This window comes from Nitrospirota bacterium, from assembly GCA_020851375.1.
GTDB lineage: Bacteria > Nitrospirota > 9FT-COMBO-42-15 > HDB-SIOI813 > HDB-SIOI813 > RBG-16-43-11.
In genome coordinates this window covers 26,459-44,567 of record JADZCV010000004.1, presented here as the reverse complement: position 1 = coordinate 44,567, position 18,109 = coordinate 26,459, and the positions used below count along the sequence as shown (strand labels likewise).

13 protein-coding genes are annotated in these 18,109 nt (G+C 47.7%); 5 read left to right on the top strand and 8 right to left on the bottom strand.

The window, feature by feature from the left end; all coding sequences use genetic code 11:
• Positions 1–33: 33 nt before the first annotated feature.
• The 3 genes from IT393_00590 to IT393_00580 form a co-directional block, all read right to left on the bottom strand.
• A complete protein-coding gene (locus IT393_00590; protein MCC7201155.1) occupies positions 34–1,875 on the bottom strand; it encodes an ATP citrate lyase in 1,842 nt (613 codons plus the stop codon).
• A 24-nt stretch (positions 1,876–1,899) separates the two neighbouring features.
• Complete coding sequence (locus IT393_00585; protein MCC7201154.1) at positions 1,900–3,102, bottom strand: ATP citrate lyase; 1,203 nt, start codon at positions 3,100–3,102, stop codon at positions 1,900–1,902.
• Between the two features lie 88 nt (positions 3,103–3,190).
• A complete protein-coding gene (locus tag IT393_00580; GenBank protein ID MCC7201153.1) occupies positions 3,191–5,815 on the bottom strand; it encodes a cation-translocating P-type ATPase in 2,625 nt (874 codons plus the stop codon).
• A gap of 58 nt (positions 5,816–5,873) precedes the next feature.
• Between IT393_00580 and IT393_00575 the strand changes: the two genes are divergently transcribed.
• Together IT393_00575 and nadB are read left to right on the top strand one after the other, a co-directional pair.
• A complete protein-coding gene (locus IT393_00575) occupies positions 5,874–6,332 on the top strand; it encodes a hypothetical protein (GenBank protein MCC7201152.1) in 459 nt (152 codons plus the stop codon).
• Positions 6,329–7,936 (top strand): L-aspartate oxidase, encoded by a 1,608-nt coding sequence (nadB, locus tag IT393_00570; GenBank protein ID MCC7201151.1) that lies wholly within the window; start codon positions 6,329–6,331, stop codon positions 7,934–7,936. The genes IT393_00575 and nadB overlap by 4 nt, the downstream gene beginning before the upstream one ends.
• Before the next feature lie 19 nt (positions 7,937–7,955).
• Here the strand turns inward: nadB and IT393_00565 are convergent, their stop codons facing one another.
• The 5 genes from IT393_00565 to IT393_00545 form a co-directional block, all read right to left on the bottom strand.
• Entirely contained in the window at positions 7,956–8,552 is a 597-nt protein-coding gene (locus tag IT393_00565) for a lytic transglycosylase domain-containing protein (GenBank protein MCC7201150.1), read from the bottom strand.
• 10 nt (positions 8,553–8,562) lie between these two features.
• Positions 8,563–10,239 carry an Ig-like domain-containing protein gene (locus IT393_00560; GenBank protein MCC7201149.1) on the bottom strand — a complete coding sequence of 559 codons (1,677 nt, stop codon included), beginning with the start codon at positions 10,237–10,239 and terminating at the stop codon, positions 8,563–8,565.
• A gap of 8 nt (positions 10,240–10,247) precedes the next feature.
• A complete protein-coding gene (gene tsaD, locus IT393_00555) occupies positions 10,248–11,285 on the bottom strand; it encodes a tRNA (adenosine(37)-N6)-threonylcarbamoyltransferase complex transferase subunit TsaD (GenBank protein MCC7201148.1) in 1,038 nt (345 codons plus the stop codon).
• Positions 11,282–12,127 (bottom strand): divergent polysaccharide deacetylase family protein, encoded by an 846-nt coding sequence (locus IT393_00550; protein ID MCC7201147.1) that lies wholly within the window; start codon positions 12,125–12,127, stop codon positions 11,282–11,284. The genes tsaD and IT393_00550 overlap by 4 nt, the downstream gene beginning before the upstream one ends.
• Before the next feature lie 95 nt (positions 12,128–12,222).
• Entirely contained in the window at positions 12,223–14,652 is a 2,430-nt protein-coding gene (locus IT393_00545) for an ATP-dependent Clp protease ATP-binding subunit (GenBank protein ID MCC7201146.1), read from the bottom strand.
• Between the two features lie 221 nt (positions 14,653–14,873).
• On the opposite strand from IT393_00545, the gene bioB reads away from it, so the two are divergent.
• The 3 genes from bioB (at position 14,874) to bioF (ending at position 18,084) form a co-directional block, all read left to right on the top strand.
• Positions 14,874–15,857, top strand: coding sequence for a biotin synthase BioB (gene bioB / locus IT393_00540; GenBank protein MCC7201145.1), 984 nt, complete (start codon positions 14,874–14,876; stop codon positions 15,855–15,857).
• Entirely contained in the window at positions 15,844–16,638 is a 795-nt protein-coding gene (locus tag IT393_00535) for a 6-carboxyhexanoate--CoA ligase (GenBank protein MCC7201144.1), read from the top strand. Before bioB ends, IT393_00535 begins: the two co-directional genes overlap by 14 nt.
• A gap of 252 nt (positions 16,639–16,890) precedes the next feature.
• Positions 16,891–18,084, top strand: coding sequence for an 8-amino-7-oxononanoate synthase (gene bioF / locus IT393_00530; GenBank protein ID MCC7201143.1), 1,194 nt, complete (start codon positions 16,891–16,893; stop codon positions 18,082–18,084).
• The last annotated feature ends 25 nt before the right edge of the window (positions 18,085–18,109 follow it).

The window sequence follows — 18,109 nt, the reverse complement described above, 5'->3', positions numbered from 1 at the left end:
TAGCCGGCCAAAAGGCCGGCGCTACTGACATAATTATACTTCAACAGGTTCCCCGGCCCTGGGCGCCTCTCTCTTCGGCTCTGTCGCATACCTGGCAAGGTATGGATGGAGGCGGATTAGACGTGCAGCCTGTTGTTTCTGGTCTATCCAGTGGCCGATAAGCCCCATAGTGCGGGCAAGGATAAAGAATCCATTAAGACTCTCAACAGGGAATCCGAGGTCTAACAGGACGACTGCAATGGTCCCGTCCACGTTTAAGATAAGGTTGTCTTTCTTGCCGGTCGTTATCTTCTCCACCTCAAGTGCAAAATCAAGGTGCGGAAGCTGCCTGCCAAGGCTCTTTGCAAAGCTGACAAGCTCTTTAACCCTCTTGTCAGGATTGTTTACGCTCTTTACCCTGTGGCCGATTCCAGGGACCGGGCCCACATTTGCCTTCATATGCGCCAAAAATTCCTCGACGCTCATGTTATTGTCAATGGCATATTTAAACCAGCGGCCTGCATCTGTTACTGCGCCTCCGAAACGGGGACCAATCATGGTGATGCCTGAAGCAACTGCCTGTGCCATCGGGATGTCTGCACAAGCCGCAAGTATGGTAGCCAGCGCGCCGCTCACGCATGGCCCATGGTCTGCTGAGAGCATCAGGATTCTCCTGATCAATTCTGCCTCATCAGATGAGATAAGCCGTTTTGTCCAGAGCAGTCCTATAACGTGAGGGACATCGTATCCCTTGTTAATAAGGTCTGAAGCAGGATAACCGCAATACATCGGCTCGTCACCACGGTCGTCGCAGATGGTGGATTTAAACAACGGCTGAACTGAGACCTCTCCTGTCTTTATAGCCTCTTCAATCGGCTTCGGCCATTTGCGCAGCTGATCTATCGGCGTCTCCCTGACCGGGGCTATTGCGCCGCTTGCAACAAATTCTTCATATACCTTTTTAATGGCAGGGCCGAGGGCGCCATATGTCTGGGGTACGATGGCGCCGGCACTCTTGAGTGCATCTGACTTTCCCCTTGCGCTCCCCTCTCCCCTCGATCCTTCCTTTGCGCCTGCGTGGCCGAACTTCATACCTTTCGGCAGAACCTCCTGGCAGAAGCCTGATACAACTGCTATCAATTTAATCCTGCGCTTCTTTGCGCCATACCACTCTGCTGCACGCTCTTCGAGGTTTCCGCCCATCTCACCCACTATGACGACAGCCTTTGTGTCCGGGTCTTTCTCAAACATCTCAAGATATGAGACATAATCAGTGCCTGGATATGAGTCGCCGCCGATCCCAACCGCTGTTGTCACGCCGTTTGCAAACTGGCTGCATATCCATATAATTTCATTTGAAAGTCCTCCTGATTTGGTTATTACACCAAATGAGCCTGGCCTGTTGAGTTTTGAAAGCATCAGGTTTTCATATGAGCCGCCTATGACGCCAAGACGGCATTTCCCTGCTGAAAATATCCCTATTGACGAAGGACCGTTAAAAATCTTCCCGAGTTTTTTTGCCTCTTTTATGAGCAGCTTCGCATCCTTTTCAGCGACACCCTCTGTAATCATGGAAACGACTCTTATGTTCTCGCTTCTCAAGGCCTCAAGGGCGGCTTCAAGCGCCCTGTTGGGGGCGATGTAGACAAGGCTCGTGTTTATTTCAGGAAATGTCTTTGTTGCTTCAGCCATTGAAGCAAATATCGGAACTGCAACTGTCTCGTTTCCGTAGGGTATCTCCGCCATCTTGCCTGCATCAGGTGGAAATACGAAGGCCTTGACGCAAACGGGCTGTTTTATAAGATAGGAGAACTCTGCCATGCGGCGGGCTGCATTTACCCCTGCAGGCCCTCCCTGTATAACTACCCTTGTATTTTCATCTGCTACGATACTCATGGGATGGTTACCTCCTGATTTACTCTAATTTGTTTTGCCCTGCAGTGCATAATCTACAATGTCTGTAAGCGGCGTGTACCTGTCGTAAACATGTATCTTAAAACCTTCCTGCTCAAGCGCCCTCATGGCTTCCAGCCCTTCCTTTTCATACGGCCCCCCGCGGCGCACCCAGATATTGACATCCTTCAGTTTACCTTTTGCCCTTACATTCCTGAATCCCGCAATAATGCCTGCAAATGTCTTTTTTACATTTGTGAAATTGGCTATGGCACCGCCCACAATTATATGTTTGATGTTCGGCAATGAGGCAACCCTTTCAGTAAGCGCCTCAACAGCCCAGTCCTGCGGGTCTCCTGAGTACTCTGCATAGTTTGCAATCTTGCCGCCCTGGGCAACGATTGCATCTGCATAATAGACGCTTGCCCCGCCGCCTGCGGGAAGCAATGCAATGTCTCCCCCCGGGATTTCAATAAACTTTACTGAGCCCTTTATCCTTGAATCAATCTCCATAATTGCCCTCTCGTCCTCTGTATACGGGCGTCCGAATTCAGAGGCAAAAGAGAAGTTCCAGTCCGGATGTCTGAAGCGGGCATCAGCATCGAGCATAGTGACCATATCAAGGGCTATGAGCTCTCCCCCCGCTGTTACTGAGAGTGGGTTAATCTCAAGGTACTGGCCGTCTTCACGCTCATAGCAGTCAAAGAGATTCTTTGCAAACTGCGCTATTTTGCCTGTCATGTCACCCTTGAAGCCTGCCTCTTTTGCAAGTTTTTCCAATTGTTCGGTTGAAGGGACATCACCGACCTCTACTGATATGCGCTTTATATCGTTCCACCTTGATTCAACCTCTATACCACCGAAATCTGCCATAAGTATGTCTGCGCCTTCTCTTGTTGATTTCACGGCAAGATAATATTCCACTTCATGAGGCACCATCTCTGATATGATGACCTGTGATATGGTCATTGTGCCTACCTTGTGACCGAGTATCTGTTTTGTCGCTGCTATTGCACCTTTAAGGTCAAGGTCTACTTTAACTAAACCAAGTTTCATCCTGCTTCCAATAGCCTCGTGTGCCTTTGCTACAAGGCGTCCTTCATGCATCCACTTATTTGCGGTAGCCAGATGATCAAGCTGTTCTACTGAAGTTACTACGACATGGTTTGGAACCTTCATACCCCATTTTTCCAGCAGGTCCATGCCTGGTCCTTCCAATACTTTTGCCATACTACCCTCCCCTCAGTCATCTGTGGGGGAAGCCCCCACGCTGCTTTTATAGTGTTGCGGATTTTATACTATTTATAGGGCAAATTTGTCAAGAGTTTTCTCCTCGTCTGGCCTCTTTTCTCCTCTTGAACCACTTTTCTATCTCAACAGCCACAAACAGTATGGATGACATAGCAAGCGCAAACAGGAGTTCACTCAATGACAACGGCTCGGTCTTAAAAACAGGATTAAGAAATGGGACATATATTGTTAATAACTGTAGTACGAAGGTCAGCAGAACTGCCCCAAGCAGGGGCTTGTTAGACAAAATACCCTGACTAAAGAGTGATTCTTTCTCTGACCTGATGGCAAGGACATGCCCCATCTGGCTCAGGCAGAGGACTGTAAAGACCATTGTCTGCCAGTGTGCATGTCCGGTGTAGTAAGCCCATGCCTGGGTGAATATAGTGACACTGCCAAGAAGGAATCCGACCCACAGGATATGAGCGCCAAGTCCATGGGCAAATATACTCTCCTGCGGGTGCCTTGGATGCCGCTTCATAACGTCTTTTTCAGCAGGTTCTGCAGTAAGGGCAAGGCCAGGCAGGCCATCTGTGACAAGATTGATCCAGAGCAGGTGTATCGGCAGGAGGGGGATCGGCAGACCCATAAATGGGGCAAGAAATAATGTCCAGACCTCCCCTGCATTGCTCGTGAGGACATACTTTATAAACTTCCTGATATTGTCAAATATCTCCCTTCCCTCTTTGATGGCCTTCACAATGGTTGCAAAGTTATCGTCAAGGAGTATCATGTGCGCCGCTTCTTTTGAGACATCTGTGCCTGTTATACCCATTGCCACCCCGATATCCGCCCTTTTGAGCGCCGGGGCATCATTAACGCCGTCACCTGTCATGGCCACATACTGTCCCTTGTCCTGCAGGGCCTTCACTATCTTTAGCTTCTGTTCAGGGGCGACCCGTGCATAAGCGGATATGTGTTCAACCCTGGCCTCAAAATCTTCCATAGGCATTCTTTCGAGCCTGGCGCCTGTCATAACATCGCCGTCATGGTCCATAATGCCTATCCTGCCAGCTATTGTCCTTGCCGTGATCGGGTGGTCGCCTGTTATCATAACAGGCCTTATACCCGCCTCCCTGCATATGGTAACTGCATCCCTCGCCTCTGCCCGCGGAGGGTCCATCATACCGACAAATCCGAGAAGCGTAAGTTTATCTTCCACATCATCAACAGAAAGAGAAGACGGCATGGTATCCCACAACCGCATTGCCACACCAAGGACCCTAAGCCCGTCAGCGGCCATCCTTTCGTTAATCCTGTGAATTGTTGCCAAATCTATTGGTTTTCTGCCATCTGAAGTGAGGAGGTTTTCCGACTTGTCCATAAGGACATCTACAGCGCCCTTAGTGAATGAAACAACTTTCCCCTCATGCAATCCCGTGTGGAATGTTGTCATGCACTTTCTGTCTGAGTCAAACGGGATCTCCCCGATGCGTTTGAACTTGTCACCTGTTTCATGCTTATCAAAACCCTTCTCTTTAGCTATGTTATAGAGGGCTATCTCTGTGGGGTCCCCAACCACAGTCCCCTTTGCATCGCAATGGGTATCGTTGTTTAAGGAAAGGGCTGTCAGCAGCATGTCAAGCCGGGGAAATTCATCTGTCCCCTTTTTCCATAATTTGCCGTCTGCGTAAATCTCTTCCACTGTCATTTTGTTAAGTGTAAGTGTACCTGTTTTGTCTGAACATATATATGTTACTGAACCAAGCGTTTCTACAGCAGGGAGTTTTCTTATCAGTGCATTCTGTTTAACGAGTTTTTTTGCCCCGAGGGCGAGAGAGATTGTAACCACTGCAGGCAGGGCCTCTGGGATGGCTGCCACAGCAAGGCTGACTGCCGTTAAAAACATCAGTATGGGGGGTTCACCCCTCAGTATCCCTATGCCAAAGACTATTGCGCATATTACCATTACAGCAATTGCAAGCTTTGACCCGAATTTGGCAAGCCTTTTCTGAAGGGGCGTTTTTACCTCTTCTTCCTCCTGAAGCATGGTTGCGATACGGCCCAGCTCAGTCTTCATTCCTGTGGCAACGACCACCCCTTTGCCATGGCCGTAACTTACGATAGTCCCCTTATAGGCCATGTTACGCCTGTCACCAAGCGGAACCATCTCCTCATACAGAGGCGCAATATTCTTTTCCACAGGCACAGACTCACCAGTCAGTGCAGCCTCTTCTATTTTAATCTGGGCCGACTCAATGAGCCTCAGGTCTGCCGGCACTACTTTGCCTGCCTCAAGGAGTATCACATCTCCTGGTACGACCTCATGAGTGGGCACTGAATGCGGAACGCCTTCACGCAGGACAGTTGATGCAGGTGTTGCCATCAGCCTGAGCGCCTCGATTGCCTTTTCTGCCCTGTATTCCTGGACAAAACCCATGATGGCATTGAGTATGACAATAACCACAATTGCTATGGTATCTGCCACCTCACCGAGGAGACCTGAGATTATTGCGGCAACTATAAGGATAATGATCATAAAGTCCCTGAACTGATCCAGGAACATCCCAAGGGGCGTTCTCCGGGCAGCCTCTTTAATCTCATTGGGGCCGTATTCAAGGAGGCGTTTGGCGGCCTCGCTGTTTGACAGTCCGTTAGCTGATGTGGCAAGGGCGCTTAATACATCTTCAGACTTTTTCTGATGATAATTCATTATTACCCCTTACAGAATTCTTGACTTATATATGATTTCCATGATAGTTTTCCTACCCATGACTCCTCGCATAACATTACGCGTCAGACTACTGATTTTTTGCCTTCTGAGCACGTATATCATATCCGGTTGTGCTGGAAATGTAATCCTGTCTGAAGATGCTCTGAGGATCAGGAACACAGTTGACATGATAAACCAGTTGGAACACCTTTATCAAGAGCGCGATGAAGGGATGCTGTCACTGTTCACTCCTGAGTATCTGTCTGAGACAGGCATGAGAGAAGCGATCACTCAGGATATGAATAGGTTCAGTTCTATAAAACTGAGTATATTTATCGAGAAAATAGAGGTTGACGGGGATTTGGTAAATGTCTCTGTGCACTGGAACGGATCCTGGGATGACGGTAAAAAAGCGTTTAGAGAAGGAGGCAACGCCGTTATAGTAATCCGTTCAGGAGCCGGCCTAAGGACTGCGGACATCAAAGGCGACAGCCCGTTTGGAATATCAAAAAAATGAAAACGGACTTTCTCATTATTGGCAGCGGCATTGCCGGCTTAAGGGCCGCAATAGAGCTGAGCAGTCACGGCAAGGTGCTAATTGTTACCAAGGATAAGTCGCTTGAGAGCAGTTCAAGCTATGCACAGGGTGGTATAGCCGTAGTCATAGCAGATGATGACAGCATACAATATCACGTTAAAGACACACTGAATGCAGGTGCCGGCCTTTGCAAAAAAAAGGCGGTTGATGTTCTTGTGAAAGATGGTCCGGCCCAGGTTCAGAAGATCATTGAATGGGGCGTCCGCTTTGACAGGGACGGCGGTGAGTATTTGGTGGGGCTTGAAGGTGCGCACAGCAGGCGAAGGATCCTTCATTTCAAAGACTCTACCGGCGGGGAGATAATCCGGATCCTCCTCAAAAAGGCACTTGAAAACAGGAACATACGAAAACTGCCCAAACAATTTGTCATAGACCTTGCTATTCATGAGGGGGTTTGTACGGGTGCTGTAATGCTGGATGAGGAGAGCGGCAGGGTCTACAGGATTTCTGCGAGGGCAACAATCATCACAACCGGAGGAGCGGGTCAGTTATATAAAAGGACCACCAACCCTTCGGGCGCCACCGGGGACGGGATGGCTGTGGCTTACAGGGCCGGGGCCATGCTTTCCGACATGGAGTTTGTCCAGTTCCACCCGACTACATTCGCACTGCCATCTGCGCCGTCTTTTCTTATAACTGAGGCATTACGGGGGGAAGGGGCTGTTTTGAGGGACCTGAACAGAAAAAGGTTCATGCCCCGGTATCACCCCCTTGCAGAACTTGCACCACGGGATGAACTTTCAAGGGCGATCATACGGGAGACAGACAAACAGGGAAGTGGTTACGTATTCCTTGATGCCACACACATGAGTCCGGCACTGCTTAAGGAAAGATTCCCTGCCACATATAATTCATGCATGCGTTATCATATTGATATTACAAAAGACATGATACCGGTGAGTCCTGCTGCGCATTTTATGATAGGAGGGATAGAGACGGACATCCTGGGACGCACCTCCATAGACGGACTCTTTGCTGCCGGTGAAGTGGCATGCACAGGGGTTCATGGGGCAAACAGGCTCGCATCCAACTCCCTTTTGGAAGGGCTCGTATTTGGCGCAAGAACAGGCCAGACAGCAGCAGAATATTCAGCATCAAAGGGCAAAACCTCCGCATCTGCTCAAAAGGGAGTGGCGGAGCTGTTTAAATTGAGAATGAATAATTCTTCATCTTCGCTGAGTGCGTCCAGGGTTAACAATATACGGGAAAGCCTGAGGACTATTATGTGGAACAGTGCCGGGATTATACGAACCGGCAGGTCACTGGAAACAGCCGGGAAAAATCTGGTTAATCTCTCAGAGGAAACCGGAAATCATGGCATAACAAGAAGAGAGTATGAAATGGTAAATATGCTTGATACAGGACGCCTCATTGTATCATCTGCTATGAAACGACAGGAGAGTGTAGGCGCTCATTACAGGGAGGACTTCCCGGAGTGGAGCGGCAAGAAGAGGCATATCAGAATAATAAGAAATAAATTAATTAGGGACAGCGACTATTTATCCGGCAAACCGGATAAATAGTCGCTGTCCCTAATTAATTTTACTGCATTACATATCTGTTATATGTACTCTTTACCTTCCTGACATAGTCATGTGTGGCTGGTATGGGGGGTATACCTACATACCTTTCCACCCTCGATATTCCGGCGTGATAGGCTGCAAGGGCAAGCTCGATATCCCAGTTAAAGTAGTCCAGGAGGTATCTCAGATATCTTGCACCACCATCTACGTTGGCCGCAGGATCAAATGTGTTTGAAACCCCGAGGTCTTTTGCAGTAAGGGGCATCAGCTGCATAAGGCCCATCGCCCCTTTTTCCGATACGGCTCGTGGATTAAAATCTGACTCTACGGCTATTACAGCTTTTACAAGGGCAGGGTCCAGTCCATACTGATAAGACTTGGCTATAATCAGTTTATTGAATTCACCCTGACGGCTGCTGTTAAGCTCTTTCCTGACCATCTTCTTTGGTTCTTGCTTTGGCGGTATTATCATAGTATATTGGGGGTCTGTAGGGACATTGCTGAAGTGAATAGTGCCATTCTCGTCCTCGTAAGTATAAATTCCTGCCTTAACCTTATCAGGAATGACAAAATTTACTGTTAGTAAAAGAATGCAAAAAATAATTGTCTGATACATTAAGTTGTCCTTATGGTAGTATGCTGATGTAATATACTGAATTTTTCCTGTTACTTTCATACTCTGTATCACCACCAGCTCCTCCGGTCACGTAAACATTGATAGAATTGTCTGATTTATTTATATCGGCAACCGCAGCATGATGGAAAAGAGGCACAGGCAAATCAGGCACTATTTGCACCAGCTGAAGGTCACCTGTATCCTCTATGAAGTATGAGAAAACATCATTGAAAATATTGTAGGTCGAATATTCATGATAAACGCCATTTTTATCTATATACGCACCACCATCCCCATCCCGTCCACCTAAGACAAATATATGCCTGCCATGTGAGGCAGTGGCATGATCTATTAGTCTTAGAGGGAGAACATTTGTCGAATATTTCCAGGGGGACAGTATACCATCGTACTCCATTTTTGCATATATCATATCATTATGAAATAACTGGTAACCTGCATCACCGGTGTTACCTCCAAGAACATAGAGATAATTGTCACCGTTGACTGTTGCGGCAACAGATGTATGTTTACTCAAATTATAGGGAAGGTCTGATTTGACATTATGCAGCCATGTCGAAATGCTCCCGTCTGACTGATTTATCACACCCACAAGTACCGTATTCACATTTGACTTCAAAATCGAGCTCCAACCGCCTGTTACATATATGTAGCCGTGGTCTGACCCGTTGCCGGAAATTGAATGTGCAGTTACAGAAGGGGCAAAGAGACCAGCAATGTCTGGGTCAGAAGTCATTTTCTCCGGTGGAATCTTATCAGAAGGAGGCAGCTGCGTAGTCTCCATCCATGCGCCAAGACTGCCATCAGCGCCTATTTTAGTATAGAAGACCCTTCCATTTAAAATGGTATCATAATTATCTGAGTTAAAATCAGGATTAGGATATGGTGGATCAGGAGACGGAACAGGTGCGCCAGGATAATATGTCTGAACAATTCCTCCAATGACATACATGTATCCATCAGTTGCGACAAGCGAATGCCCTTTTAAAAATCTTGGCAAAGGGGTAGTCTTGATGAAATCGCTTATGGAGCCATCCGGATTTGTTCTGGCATAGTACACCTTATCAGTAAATCCACAACCATCATTTGCAGCAGCAGTACATGCTGAGCTTCCACCCGCCACATAGAGATAGCCATTCCATATAGCTGAGGAATGATCCCATAGTGACTGTGTAAGATGAACCGGAGATTCTGTCCATGGCTTCAGCAGCACAGGGGATGGCAACACCGTAATTTCCACGGCATCGCTTATAACTTCACCTGTAACAGTACTTCTCATCATTACAGTGACATTAGTACTGCCCGCTGAGACTGCGGTAACATGCCCTGTAGTGTCAACTGATGCTATGTCCTTGTTAGCTGACTCCCAGGTTCCCTGCAGGTTAGCTATTATATTATTTGTTACATCATAACCTACAATTGACAACTTAGTTGTAACCCCTTTTTCAAGGACTACCGTTTTGTATTGAAGTCCATCTGTCCTTTTATATAAGCCGGTTATTTCAACCCGCATAACATCGCCCTTTGACAGCCCATAGTCAGTGAAGGCATTGTTCTCCACCCCGCTGCTGCATCCGATGACGATTATTGAGCATACTGCAATGAAGAACACGGTTTCAAGCAGGCGCATACTGAAGTCCCTGGTCCTGGCAATCATAACGTCTGGCATGATCTATTTCATCCTATTCTGCTGCCTGCATCCGGATTAAGTCTCAGGTCAGCAAATTTACCTTCTTTGTAATACCTGTATCCTACCCATGCAATCATGGCAGCATTATCCGTGCAATATTGAGGCGACGGTATATAAACCTTGATACCATTTCTATTGCCATCAGCAATCATCTTCTCCCTGAGCAGTTTGTTGCAGGCAACACCACCTGATATGACAACCCTGTCAATTCCTGTTATCTTGGCAGCGCTCATAGTCCTTGATACGAGCACATCAACAACCGCCATCTGAAAACCTGCTGAAACGTCTGCCTTGAATTGATCCTCACCACTAAGAACCGCCGGGATCTCATCAACATGGTTAACTTTATACCTACTCCTGATATAACTTAATACTGCAGTTTTCATGCCACTGAAGCTAAAATCAAAACCTTTTCTCTTTGACAAAGGTCTTGGGAAGATCACAGCCTCAGGTTTGCCTTTCATGCTGCATAGTTCTATTGCAGGTCCTCCGGGGAATCCAAGTCCAAGTATCTTTGCTACCTTGTCAAATGCCTCTCCTGCTGCATCATCAAGGGTAGAACCAAGCAGTGTGTACTTTTCCACACCCTCTACCCTGTAGAGGTTTGTGTGGCCGCCTGACACCACCAGGCCTATAAACGGCAGCGGCACCCTTTTCTCCAGCGAGATTGCCCAGAGATGCCCCTCCAGATGATTAACCGGGATGAGCGGGATATTGAGGGAATATGACAGGGCCTTCGCAAAAGATACCCCTACGAGGAGGGCGCCAATGAGTCCTGGACCTGATGTAACTGCAACTGCATCAAGATCCCTGAGCGATATCCCACCCTTTAAAATCACCTCCTCAACAAGCGGAGAAATTATCTCTATATGACGCCTGCAGGCAAGCTCAGGCACCACGCCGCCGTAGCGGCGATGGATGTCCCACTGGAATCCTACAACGCCTGACATGACCTTTCGTCCATCCTTAAGTACAGCGGCTGCAGTCTCATCGCAGGATGTCTCTATTGCAAGGATGTAGCTCAATCAAGCACCCTCGATGCTGACACTATTTCGATCCCCTCTTTTTCGAAATCAGGCAGTTTCTCCCTTATGGCGGCAACCGTCTCTGATTTGGCATGACCAATGACCGTAGCCTCGCCCCTCTTTTTTGCGATCCTTATGGCCTTGTCAATCTGTCCCTTGATATATACAATGTCAGTCTTATTATCAAGAAAGATGTCCCTGTCCCCGCTCCTGATCCCGATATCTCTGGCTATACCGTATGCCACGGTCCCTGATGATGTCCTGCTGTCAATGAAGAACAATCCCCTTTTGTGTATCTCTTCGAGAATAATCCGCATGATAAAACCATTTTCTGTAAGGAGAGATCCCATGTGATTATTTACTCCTGAAATGTATGGCACAGCATCAAGGTCATCAGACAACTGTCTTAAAACCTGCTCACGAGTCATTCCTGACAGGATAGCATGACTTCCGGGATTACTCCATGAACCACGCGGCTCCATTGGCAGGTGGAGCATTATCTCATAGTTCAGCTGTTTTGCCTCTCTTGCGATGTATTTTGAGTATCTCTCTCCAGGAAGGATGGAGAATGTGACAGGGACTCCAAGCTCTGTAAATTCCCTGAATACCTTTTTGTCATATCCCACATCGTCAATAACAATGGCAACCCTGCCTTTGTATAATTTGTCAATCTTTTCTGACGGCCCTTCCGGCTCAGGCAATTCCGGTTCAGCCGGTCTGTGCCTGTCAGGGGGCAAATGGGTTGTGTCAGGGGGATGCACTGACTTTGTAAAATAAAAGGTGACGACAAGCAATGCTGTCAATAATATGAATATCCATTTGTATCTCTTTTTTTTTCTCATTGGAAAACAAAAAGGCCATCAACAACTTATCAGATTTGCGACACACTGACAAGTTATTGATGGCCTCTGCTGATTTGCCAGACTCTGAGCCGGCCTTACACCCCGGCCATGATTTCATCTTCAATGAATGCCGGTATATTGTCCCTGAGTACCGCCTTTATCCTCTTGGTCTCCTTAAATCTCCCCTTGATGATCTCCTCCGATAGCGGATCCTCTATGTGCCTCTGGATTACGCGCCTCATTGGACGGGCGCCATAATGCGGCTCAAAGCCCTCATTTATGAGCCAGTCTTTTACATCTTCAGCAACCTCCATGTGCATTCCGGAAACGAGGAGACGCTCGTTGACCTCTTCAATGAGCATATTCACTATCTTTATCAGGTGTTCTCTTGTCAATGAGTGGAATATAACCACCTCATCAATACGGTTGAGGAACTCGGGATTGAAGGTATTCTTAAGCTCTGTGGTTATTGATTCCTTCATCCGCTTATGCTGTCCCTCTTCGCCAGCCTTCTGAAATCCCAATGTCGTCCCTTTGTCTACAGCCCTTGCCCCGATGTTGGATGTCATTATGATAATCGTATTCCTGAAGTCAACCCTGCGGCCAAAGCTGTCTGTAAGGCATCCGTCTTCAAATATCTGCAGGAGGACGTTAAACATGTCGTGATGGGCCTTCTCGATTTCATCGAACAGTATCACTGAGTAGGGTTTTCTTCTCACTTTCTCTGTAAGTTGTCCGCCTTCTTCGTACCCCACATATCCGGGAGGAGCTCCCATGAGTCTTGAAGAGCTGAACTTCTCCATGTATTCCGACATATCAATCTTGATAAGTGCGTCCTCATTGTCAAACAGGTATTCAGCGAGGGCCTTTGCAAGCTCTGTCTTTCCAACGCCGGTAGGTCCAAGAAAGATAAATGAGCCGATGGGCCGCTTTACCCCTTTAAGACCTGCCCTCGACCGCCTTATGGCCTTTGCTATGACTGAAATAGCCTCATCCTGCCCGACGACGCGTGCGTGCAATTCCTTCTCAATATTAAGCAGTTTCTGGGTTTCCCCTTCTTCCAGTCTTGTAAGCGGTATGCCTGTCATGCGGGCCACGATATACGAAACGTCCTCTTTTCCCACGACAGGTTTTGTCTTGTCAACCTGACTTTTCCAATCCCGTTTGGCATCATCAATCGCATCCCTTAGCCTTTCTTCTTCCTCCCTGAACCTTGCTACTGCATCAAAATGCTGGAGCTTGCTTACGATATCCTTCTCCCTTATTACATTCTTCAGCTCCTGCTCTACAGCGCGTATCTTTTCAGGGACAAAGTGAGATAAAAGTTTTGCGCGGGCGCCTGCCTCGTCAATTACATCTATTGCCTTGTCCGGAAGATACCTGTCTGTAATATACCTGTCTGAGAGTCGCACTGACTCATCAATAGCCTCATCAGTGATATACACACTGTGATGTTCTTCATACTTACTGCGAAGCCCCTTGATTATTTCTATTGTCTGGTCAATTGTCGGTGGATTCACAAACACAGGCTGGAATCTCCTCTTCAAGGCTCCGTCCTTTTCTATATATTTCCTGTATTCATCAAGGGTCGTGGCTCCTATACAGCGTATCTCTCCCCTTGCAAAGGCAGGCTTCAGCATATTGGATGCATCAATGGAACCCTCGGCTGCCCCTGCGCCAACCAGTGTGTGGAGCTCATCAATAAAGATTATGATGTTGCCGGCTGTCGTAATCTCCTTCATGATTACCTTGAGCCTCTCTTCAAATTGCCCCCTGTATTTTGTCCCTGCCACAAGGGCCCCAAGGTCAAGGCCGATGACCCGTTTATTAAGCAGATTGTCCGGCACATCGAGATTTACTATCTTTTGCGCCAACCCTTCAACTATTGCAGTCTTGCCAACCCCTGCCTCTCCAATTAGCACTGGGTTATTCTTGGTCCTCCTGCTCAGTATCTGGAGTACCCGCTCAATCTCCAGGTCCCGGCCGATTACAGGATCAAGCTGACCATCCACAGCCAGGGCAGTAAGGTCCCTGCCGAATTCATCAATTGCCGGTGTGTTGCTCCTCTTCTCCTTCTCTTTTGTCTGAACACGCTTAAGAAAGCTCAGGGTAAGCTGTCTGGCTGTAAGGAGGTTTGCGCCAAGACTACGCAGGATTTTACCCCCTATGCCGTCTTCCTCACGTATAAGACCCAGCAGGAGGTGCTCACTGCTAATGAAATTGTGACCTAAAAGCTTTGCCTCTTCAATTGCATACTCGATAACCTTCTTAACCCTCGGAGTAAATGGTATCTCCCCGTAGGTCATTGTCACACCACCTGCAGGAAGGTTTCGCTCAATCTCCATGCGTATCTGCTCAGGAGAAAGCCCCATCTTCTTGAGTATGAGCAGGGCTGCGCCTTCACCGTCTCTCAGGATGGCAAGCAATACGTGCTCTGTCCCGAGGTAGTCATTCTGATGCTTTTCAGCCTCTTCACGTGCCAGGATGATGATTTTTCTTCCGCGGTCTGTAAATCGTTCAAACATTTTCACCCCCGCTAAAAAAGGTTATAAGTAGTGGATTTGCCTTAATAATATCGTAGTATGCAAACTGATGTCAAGTAACCTTCTTTTCATATCTCTACCCTGATACAATCAGAGTCGTAAACCATATATAACCATAATCATGTTGACAATCAACAGCTCCTGTAATAATATTCGAAATAAATTTTTGCAAGTTTAATGCCCATATAAGCTATAGAATTATTATGTTAAGCAAAATAGACAAAATATGTGAAAAAGCCTTAAACGGCAAGGGTATATCACGTGATGAGGCTGAGACTATTTTAAGGATTGACAATATTTATCTGTCATATTTGCTGGCCTGGACTGACAGGATACGTCAAACTTTCAACGGTAACAGTATAGAACTCTGCTCTGTGATCAACGCGAGGTCAGGGGGGTGCTCCGAAGACTGTTCATTTTGTTCGCAATCAGCATACTCGACCACAGACATCGCTACATACCCTCTTCTGTCTGCAGACGTAATTTTAGAAGGCGCACGCTCAGCCAGGTCAAATGGGGCAGCAAGGTTCTGCCTTGCGACAAGCGGCAATGGAATAACTAATGACAAGGAGCTCAAAAGGCTTTGTGAGGTGACAGAAAGGATCCGCAGTGAAGCCGGCATTGAGGTCTGCGCCACACTTGGAGCCATGACCGTTGAGCAGATTAGTGCACTAAAGGATGCAGGATTATCACGTTTCCATCATAACCTTGAGGCTGCAGAATCATATTTCCCTTCTGTCTGTACCACCCATACATACAGGGACAGGATTGAACAGGTTGCTGCGGCGAAGGAGGCGGGTCTTTCAACATGCAGCGGCGGGCTTTTTGGCATGGGAGAGTCTCTTGAGCAGAGGGCTGAACTTGCGTTTGCCCTCATGGAATTGAATGTTGACTCTGTACCTGTGAATTTTCTTATGCCTCAGGCAGGTACAGCGCTTGGAAATGTCACGCCTATCCGGCCTGCAGAGGCAATTAAAGTAATTGCAATGCTGAGGATTCTCATGCCAGATAAGGAAATCCGCATATGCGGAGGCAGGATGACTGCATTAAAAGACCTCCATCCGCTCATCTTTTCAGGCGGGGCCAATGGAATGATGATCGGTAATTATCTGACAAGGAGCGGAAGAGAACCTCACTTGGATCTGCAAATGTTAGAAGACCTGGGGCTGGATCTTGCATCTCTATAGTATCCGTATGCGGTCCACCCTGAATGACTGTCATCTGTCAGGTGCAGAGCGCATAGCAGTCAATGAATTTTCCATGGTGCTCCCGGAACTGGTGATGCAGGCCCTGTCTTCCTGTGACGTGCCTGACAGGATAGTAATCTCGGTAGACAAAATTGATCCGTCTTCTGTTACTTACACAGCCCCGTTAAGAGTCAGGACTATTGAATCGTCCTCTTCTGAAGATGCGGCAGGAGCAGCATCTGAAGTCCTGAGAGATTGCGGCATTTCGCCTGCTGCTGTTGAGAAGGCATTTCACCTGCTGAGTACTGGACCGGCATCTGGCGGCAGGAACATGCGGGGGGCTGTAATAATGGACGGTGCAACCGGAGAGCGTATGGAGCCGGACAAATCAAGGGGGGTCAGGGTCTCGAGGGTAGACTACACCGCTGACGCAAGGCAGACACTCATTACAATGTTAAGCAAACAGGGGATATTTCACAGGCGGGTCATGGACGCCCTTGCCATTGCCAGCAAGGTTTCAGGAAGGAGTGAGACCGCTGCTGAGCTCTGCTGGTCCGATGACCCTGACTATACGACCGGATATGTTGCATCGCAGAAGAGCGGATATGTGCGGATTACAAATATGAAGAAACTGGGTGATTCAGTTGGAGGAAGGGTGTTCTTTGTGAACAGTAAGAATCTGAATCTGGATGAATATATTTTCTACATGGAAAAAAAACCAGTGCTTATCAGCCTTAGGCCAGCCTTCATGGAATTTCATCCTTCGACAAGCTCAGGATGAACGGAGATACGGGATGCCAAACACTGCCTTCGAGAAGCTCAGGCTTCGGCAAGCTCAGGCTTCGACGAACTCAGGCGTTCATCCTGAGCTTGTCGAAGGATGAATAGAGGGATTTTCGAGTGAACCGTCATGAGCCGTGGCTCACAAAGGTAAGCGAAAATGTCATTCCCGCGCAAGCGGGAATCCAGAATCAGGCCCTGGTTCTGGATTCCTGCCTTCGCAGGAATGACGGGTACTTAGGAGTATTTTCGGATGAACATAGAAGATGAATTGACAATAGAATTAAATGAGCTGAGGTCTGCAAATCTCTACAGGACACTCAGGAGGGTTGAATCTGAGCAGTCTGCGCATATCGTCATTGACGGCCGCTCATGTATAAACCTCTGCTCCAACAACTATCTGGGACTGGCCAATCATCGGGCATTGAAGGATGCTGCTATTGATGCTGTTAAGAAATACGGAACCGGCGCCGGGGCCTCAAGACTGATATCCGGGAATATGGAATTACATGATATGCTTGAACGGGTCACTGCAAAATTCAAGGAGACTGAAGATGCCCTGCTCTTTAACACAGGATACATGGCAAACGCAGGTATTATTCAGTCCCTGGCAGGAGAAGGAGATGTGATATTCAGCGATGAATTAAATCACGCGAGCATAATTGACGGATGCAAACTGAGCAGGGCCAGGGTCATTATTTACAGGCACAAAGATGCAGGACACCTCAGATCACTGATCCTGGGAAATGCCGGAAATGCTGATGCCTCTTACAGGAGAAGGATTATAATAACTGACAGTGTCTTTAGCATGGATGGAGATATAGCGCCGTTGGGTGATATCCTGAAGGTGGCTGATGAGTTTGGGGCAGTCCTTATAGTTGACGATGCGCATGCAACAGGAGTCCTCGGGAAATCAGGCCGCGGTTCATTTGAACACTTCGGGATAACAAGTTGCAGTTTATATGTCCAAATGGGCACATACAGCAAGGCGCTGGGCTCATTCGGGGCATATGCGGCAGGATCAGCGCTGTTAAAAGATTATCTGATCAATAAGGCAAGGGCATTCATTTATACTACAGCCCTGCCCCCTTCTGTTGTTGCCGCATCACTGGCTGCTATAGGAATAGTTCAGGATGACAGGACTATCCCCGGGAGATTGCTGGAGAATGCAAGGATATTCAGAGAAGGGCTTCAGGCAGCAGGTTTTAATACCATGCAGAGTGAGACGCCAATCATTCCAGTCTTCACTGGTAATGCTGAGAAGACACTACTGTTTTCAGGGAAACTGTTTGATGCCGGGATATATGCAACTGCCATACGCCCCCCTACAGTCTCTGAAGGTGGCTGCAGAATAAGGACAACAGTAACAGCTGCACACAGCAGGGAGGATATTGAACACTGTCTGGAAGTGTTCATTAGTGCAGGAGAAGAGTTAAGATTATTATAATGGCGGGTATGCAGGGGCATTTTCA

Excerpts from the sequence above, each read along its gene's own strand:
- IT393_00590 (MCC7201155.1), bottom strand. The coding sequence starts at position 1,875 with ATGAGTATCGTAGCAGATGAAAATACAAGGGTAGTTATACAGGGAGGG.
- IT393_00585 (MCC7201154.1), bottom strand. The coding sequence starts at position 3,102 with ATGGCAAAAGTATTGGAAGGACCAGGCATGGACCTGCTGGAAAAATGG.
- IT393_00580 (MCC7201153.1), bottom strand. The coding sequence starts at position 5,815 with ATGAATTATCATCAGAAAAAGTCTGAAGATGTATTAAGCGCCCTTGCC.
- IT393_00575 (MCC7201152.1), top strand. The coding sequence starts at position 5,874 with ATGACTCCTCGCATAACATTACGCGTCAGACTACTGATTTTTTGCCTT.
- nadB (MCC7201151.1), top strand. The coding sequence starts at position 6,329 with ATGAAAACGGACTTTCTCATTATTGGCAGCGGCATTGCCGGCTTAAGG.
- IT393_00565 (MCC7201150.1), bottom strand. The coding sequence starts at position 8,552 with ATGTATCAGACAATTATTTTTTGCATTCTTTTACTAACAGTAAATTTT.
- IT393_00560 (MCC7201149.1), bottom strand. The coding sequence starts at position 10,239 with ATGCCAGACGTTATGATTGCCAGGACCAGGGACTTCAGTATGCGCCTG.
- IT393_00550 (MCC7201147.1), bottom strand. The coding sequence starts at position 12,127 with ATGAGAAAAAAAAAGAGATACAAATGGATATTCATATTATTGACAGCA.
- IT393_00545 (MCC7201146.1), bottom strand. The coding sequence starts at position 14,652 with ATGTTTGAACGATTTACAGACCGCGGAAGAAAAATCATCATCCTGGCA.
- bioB (MCC7201145.1), top strand. The coding sequence starts at position 14,874 with ATGTTAAGCAAAATAGACAAAATATGTGAAAAAGCCTTAAACGGCAAG.
- bioF (MCC7201143.1), top strand. The coding sequence starts at position 16,891 with ATGAACATAGAAGATGAATTGACAATAGAATTAAATGAGCTGAGGTCT.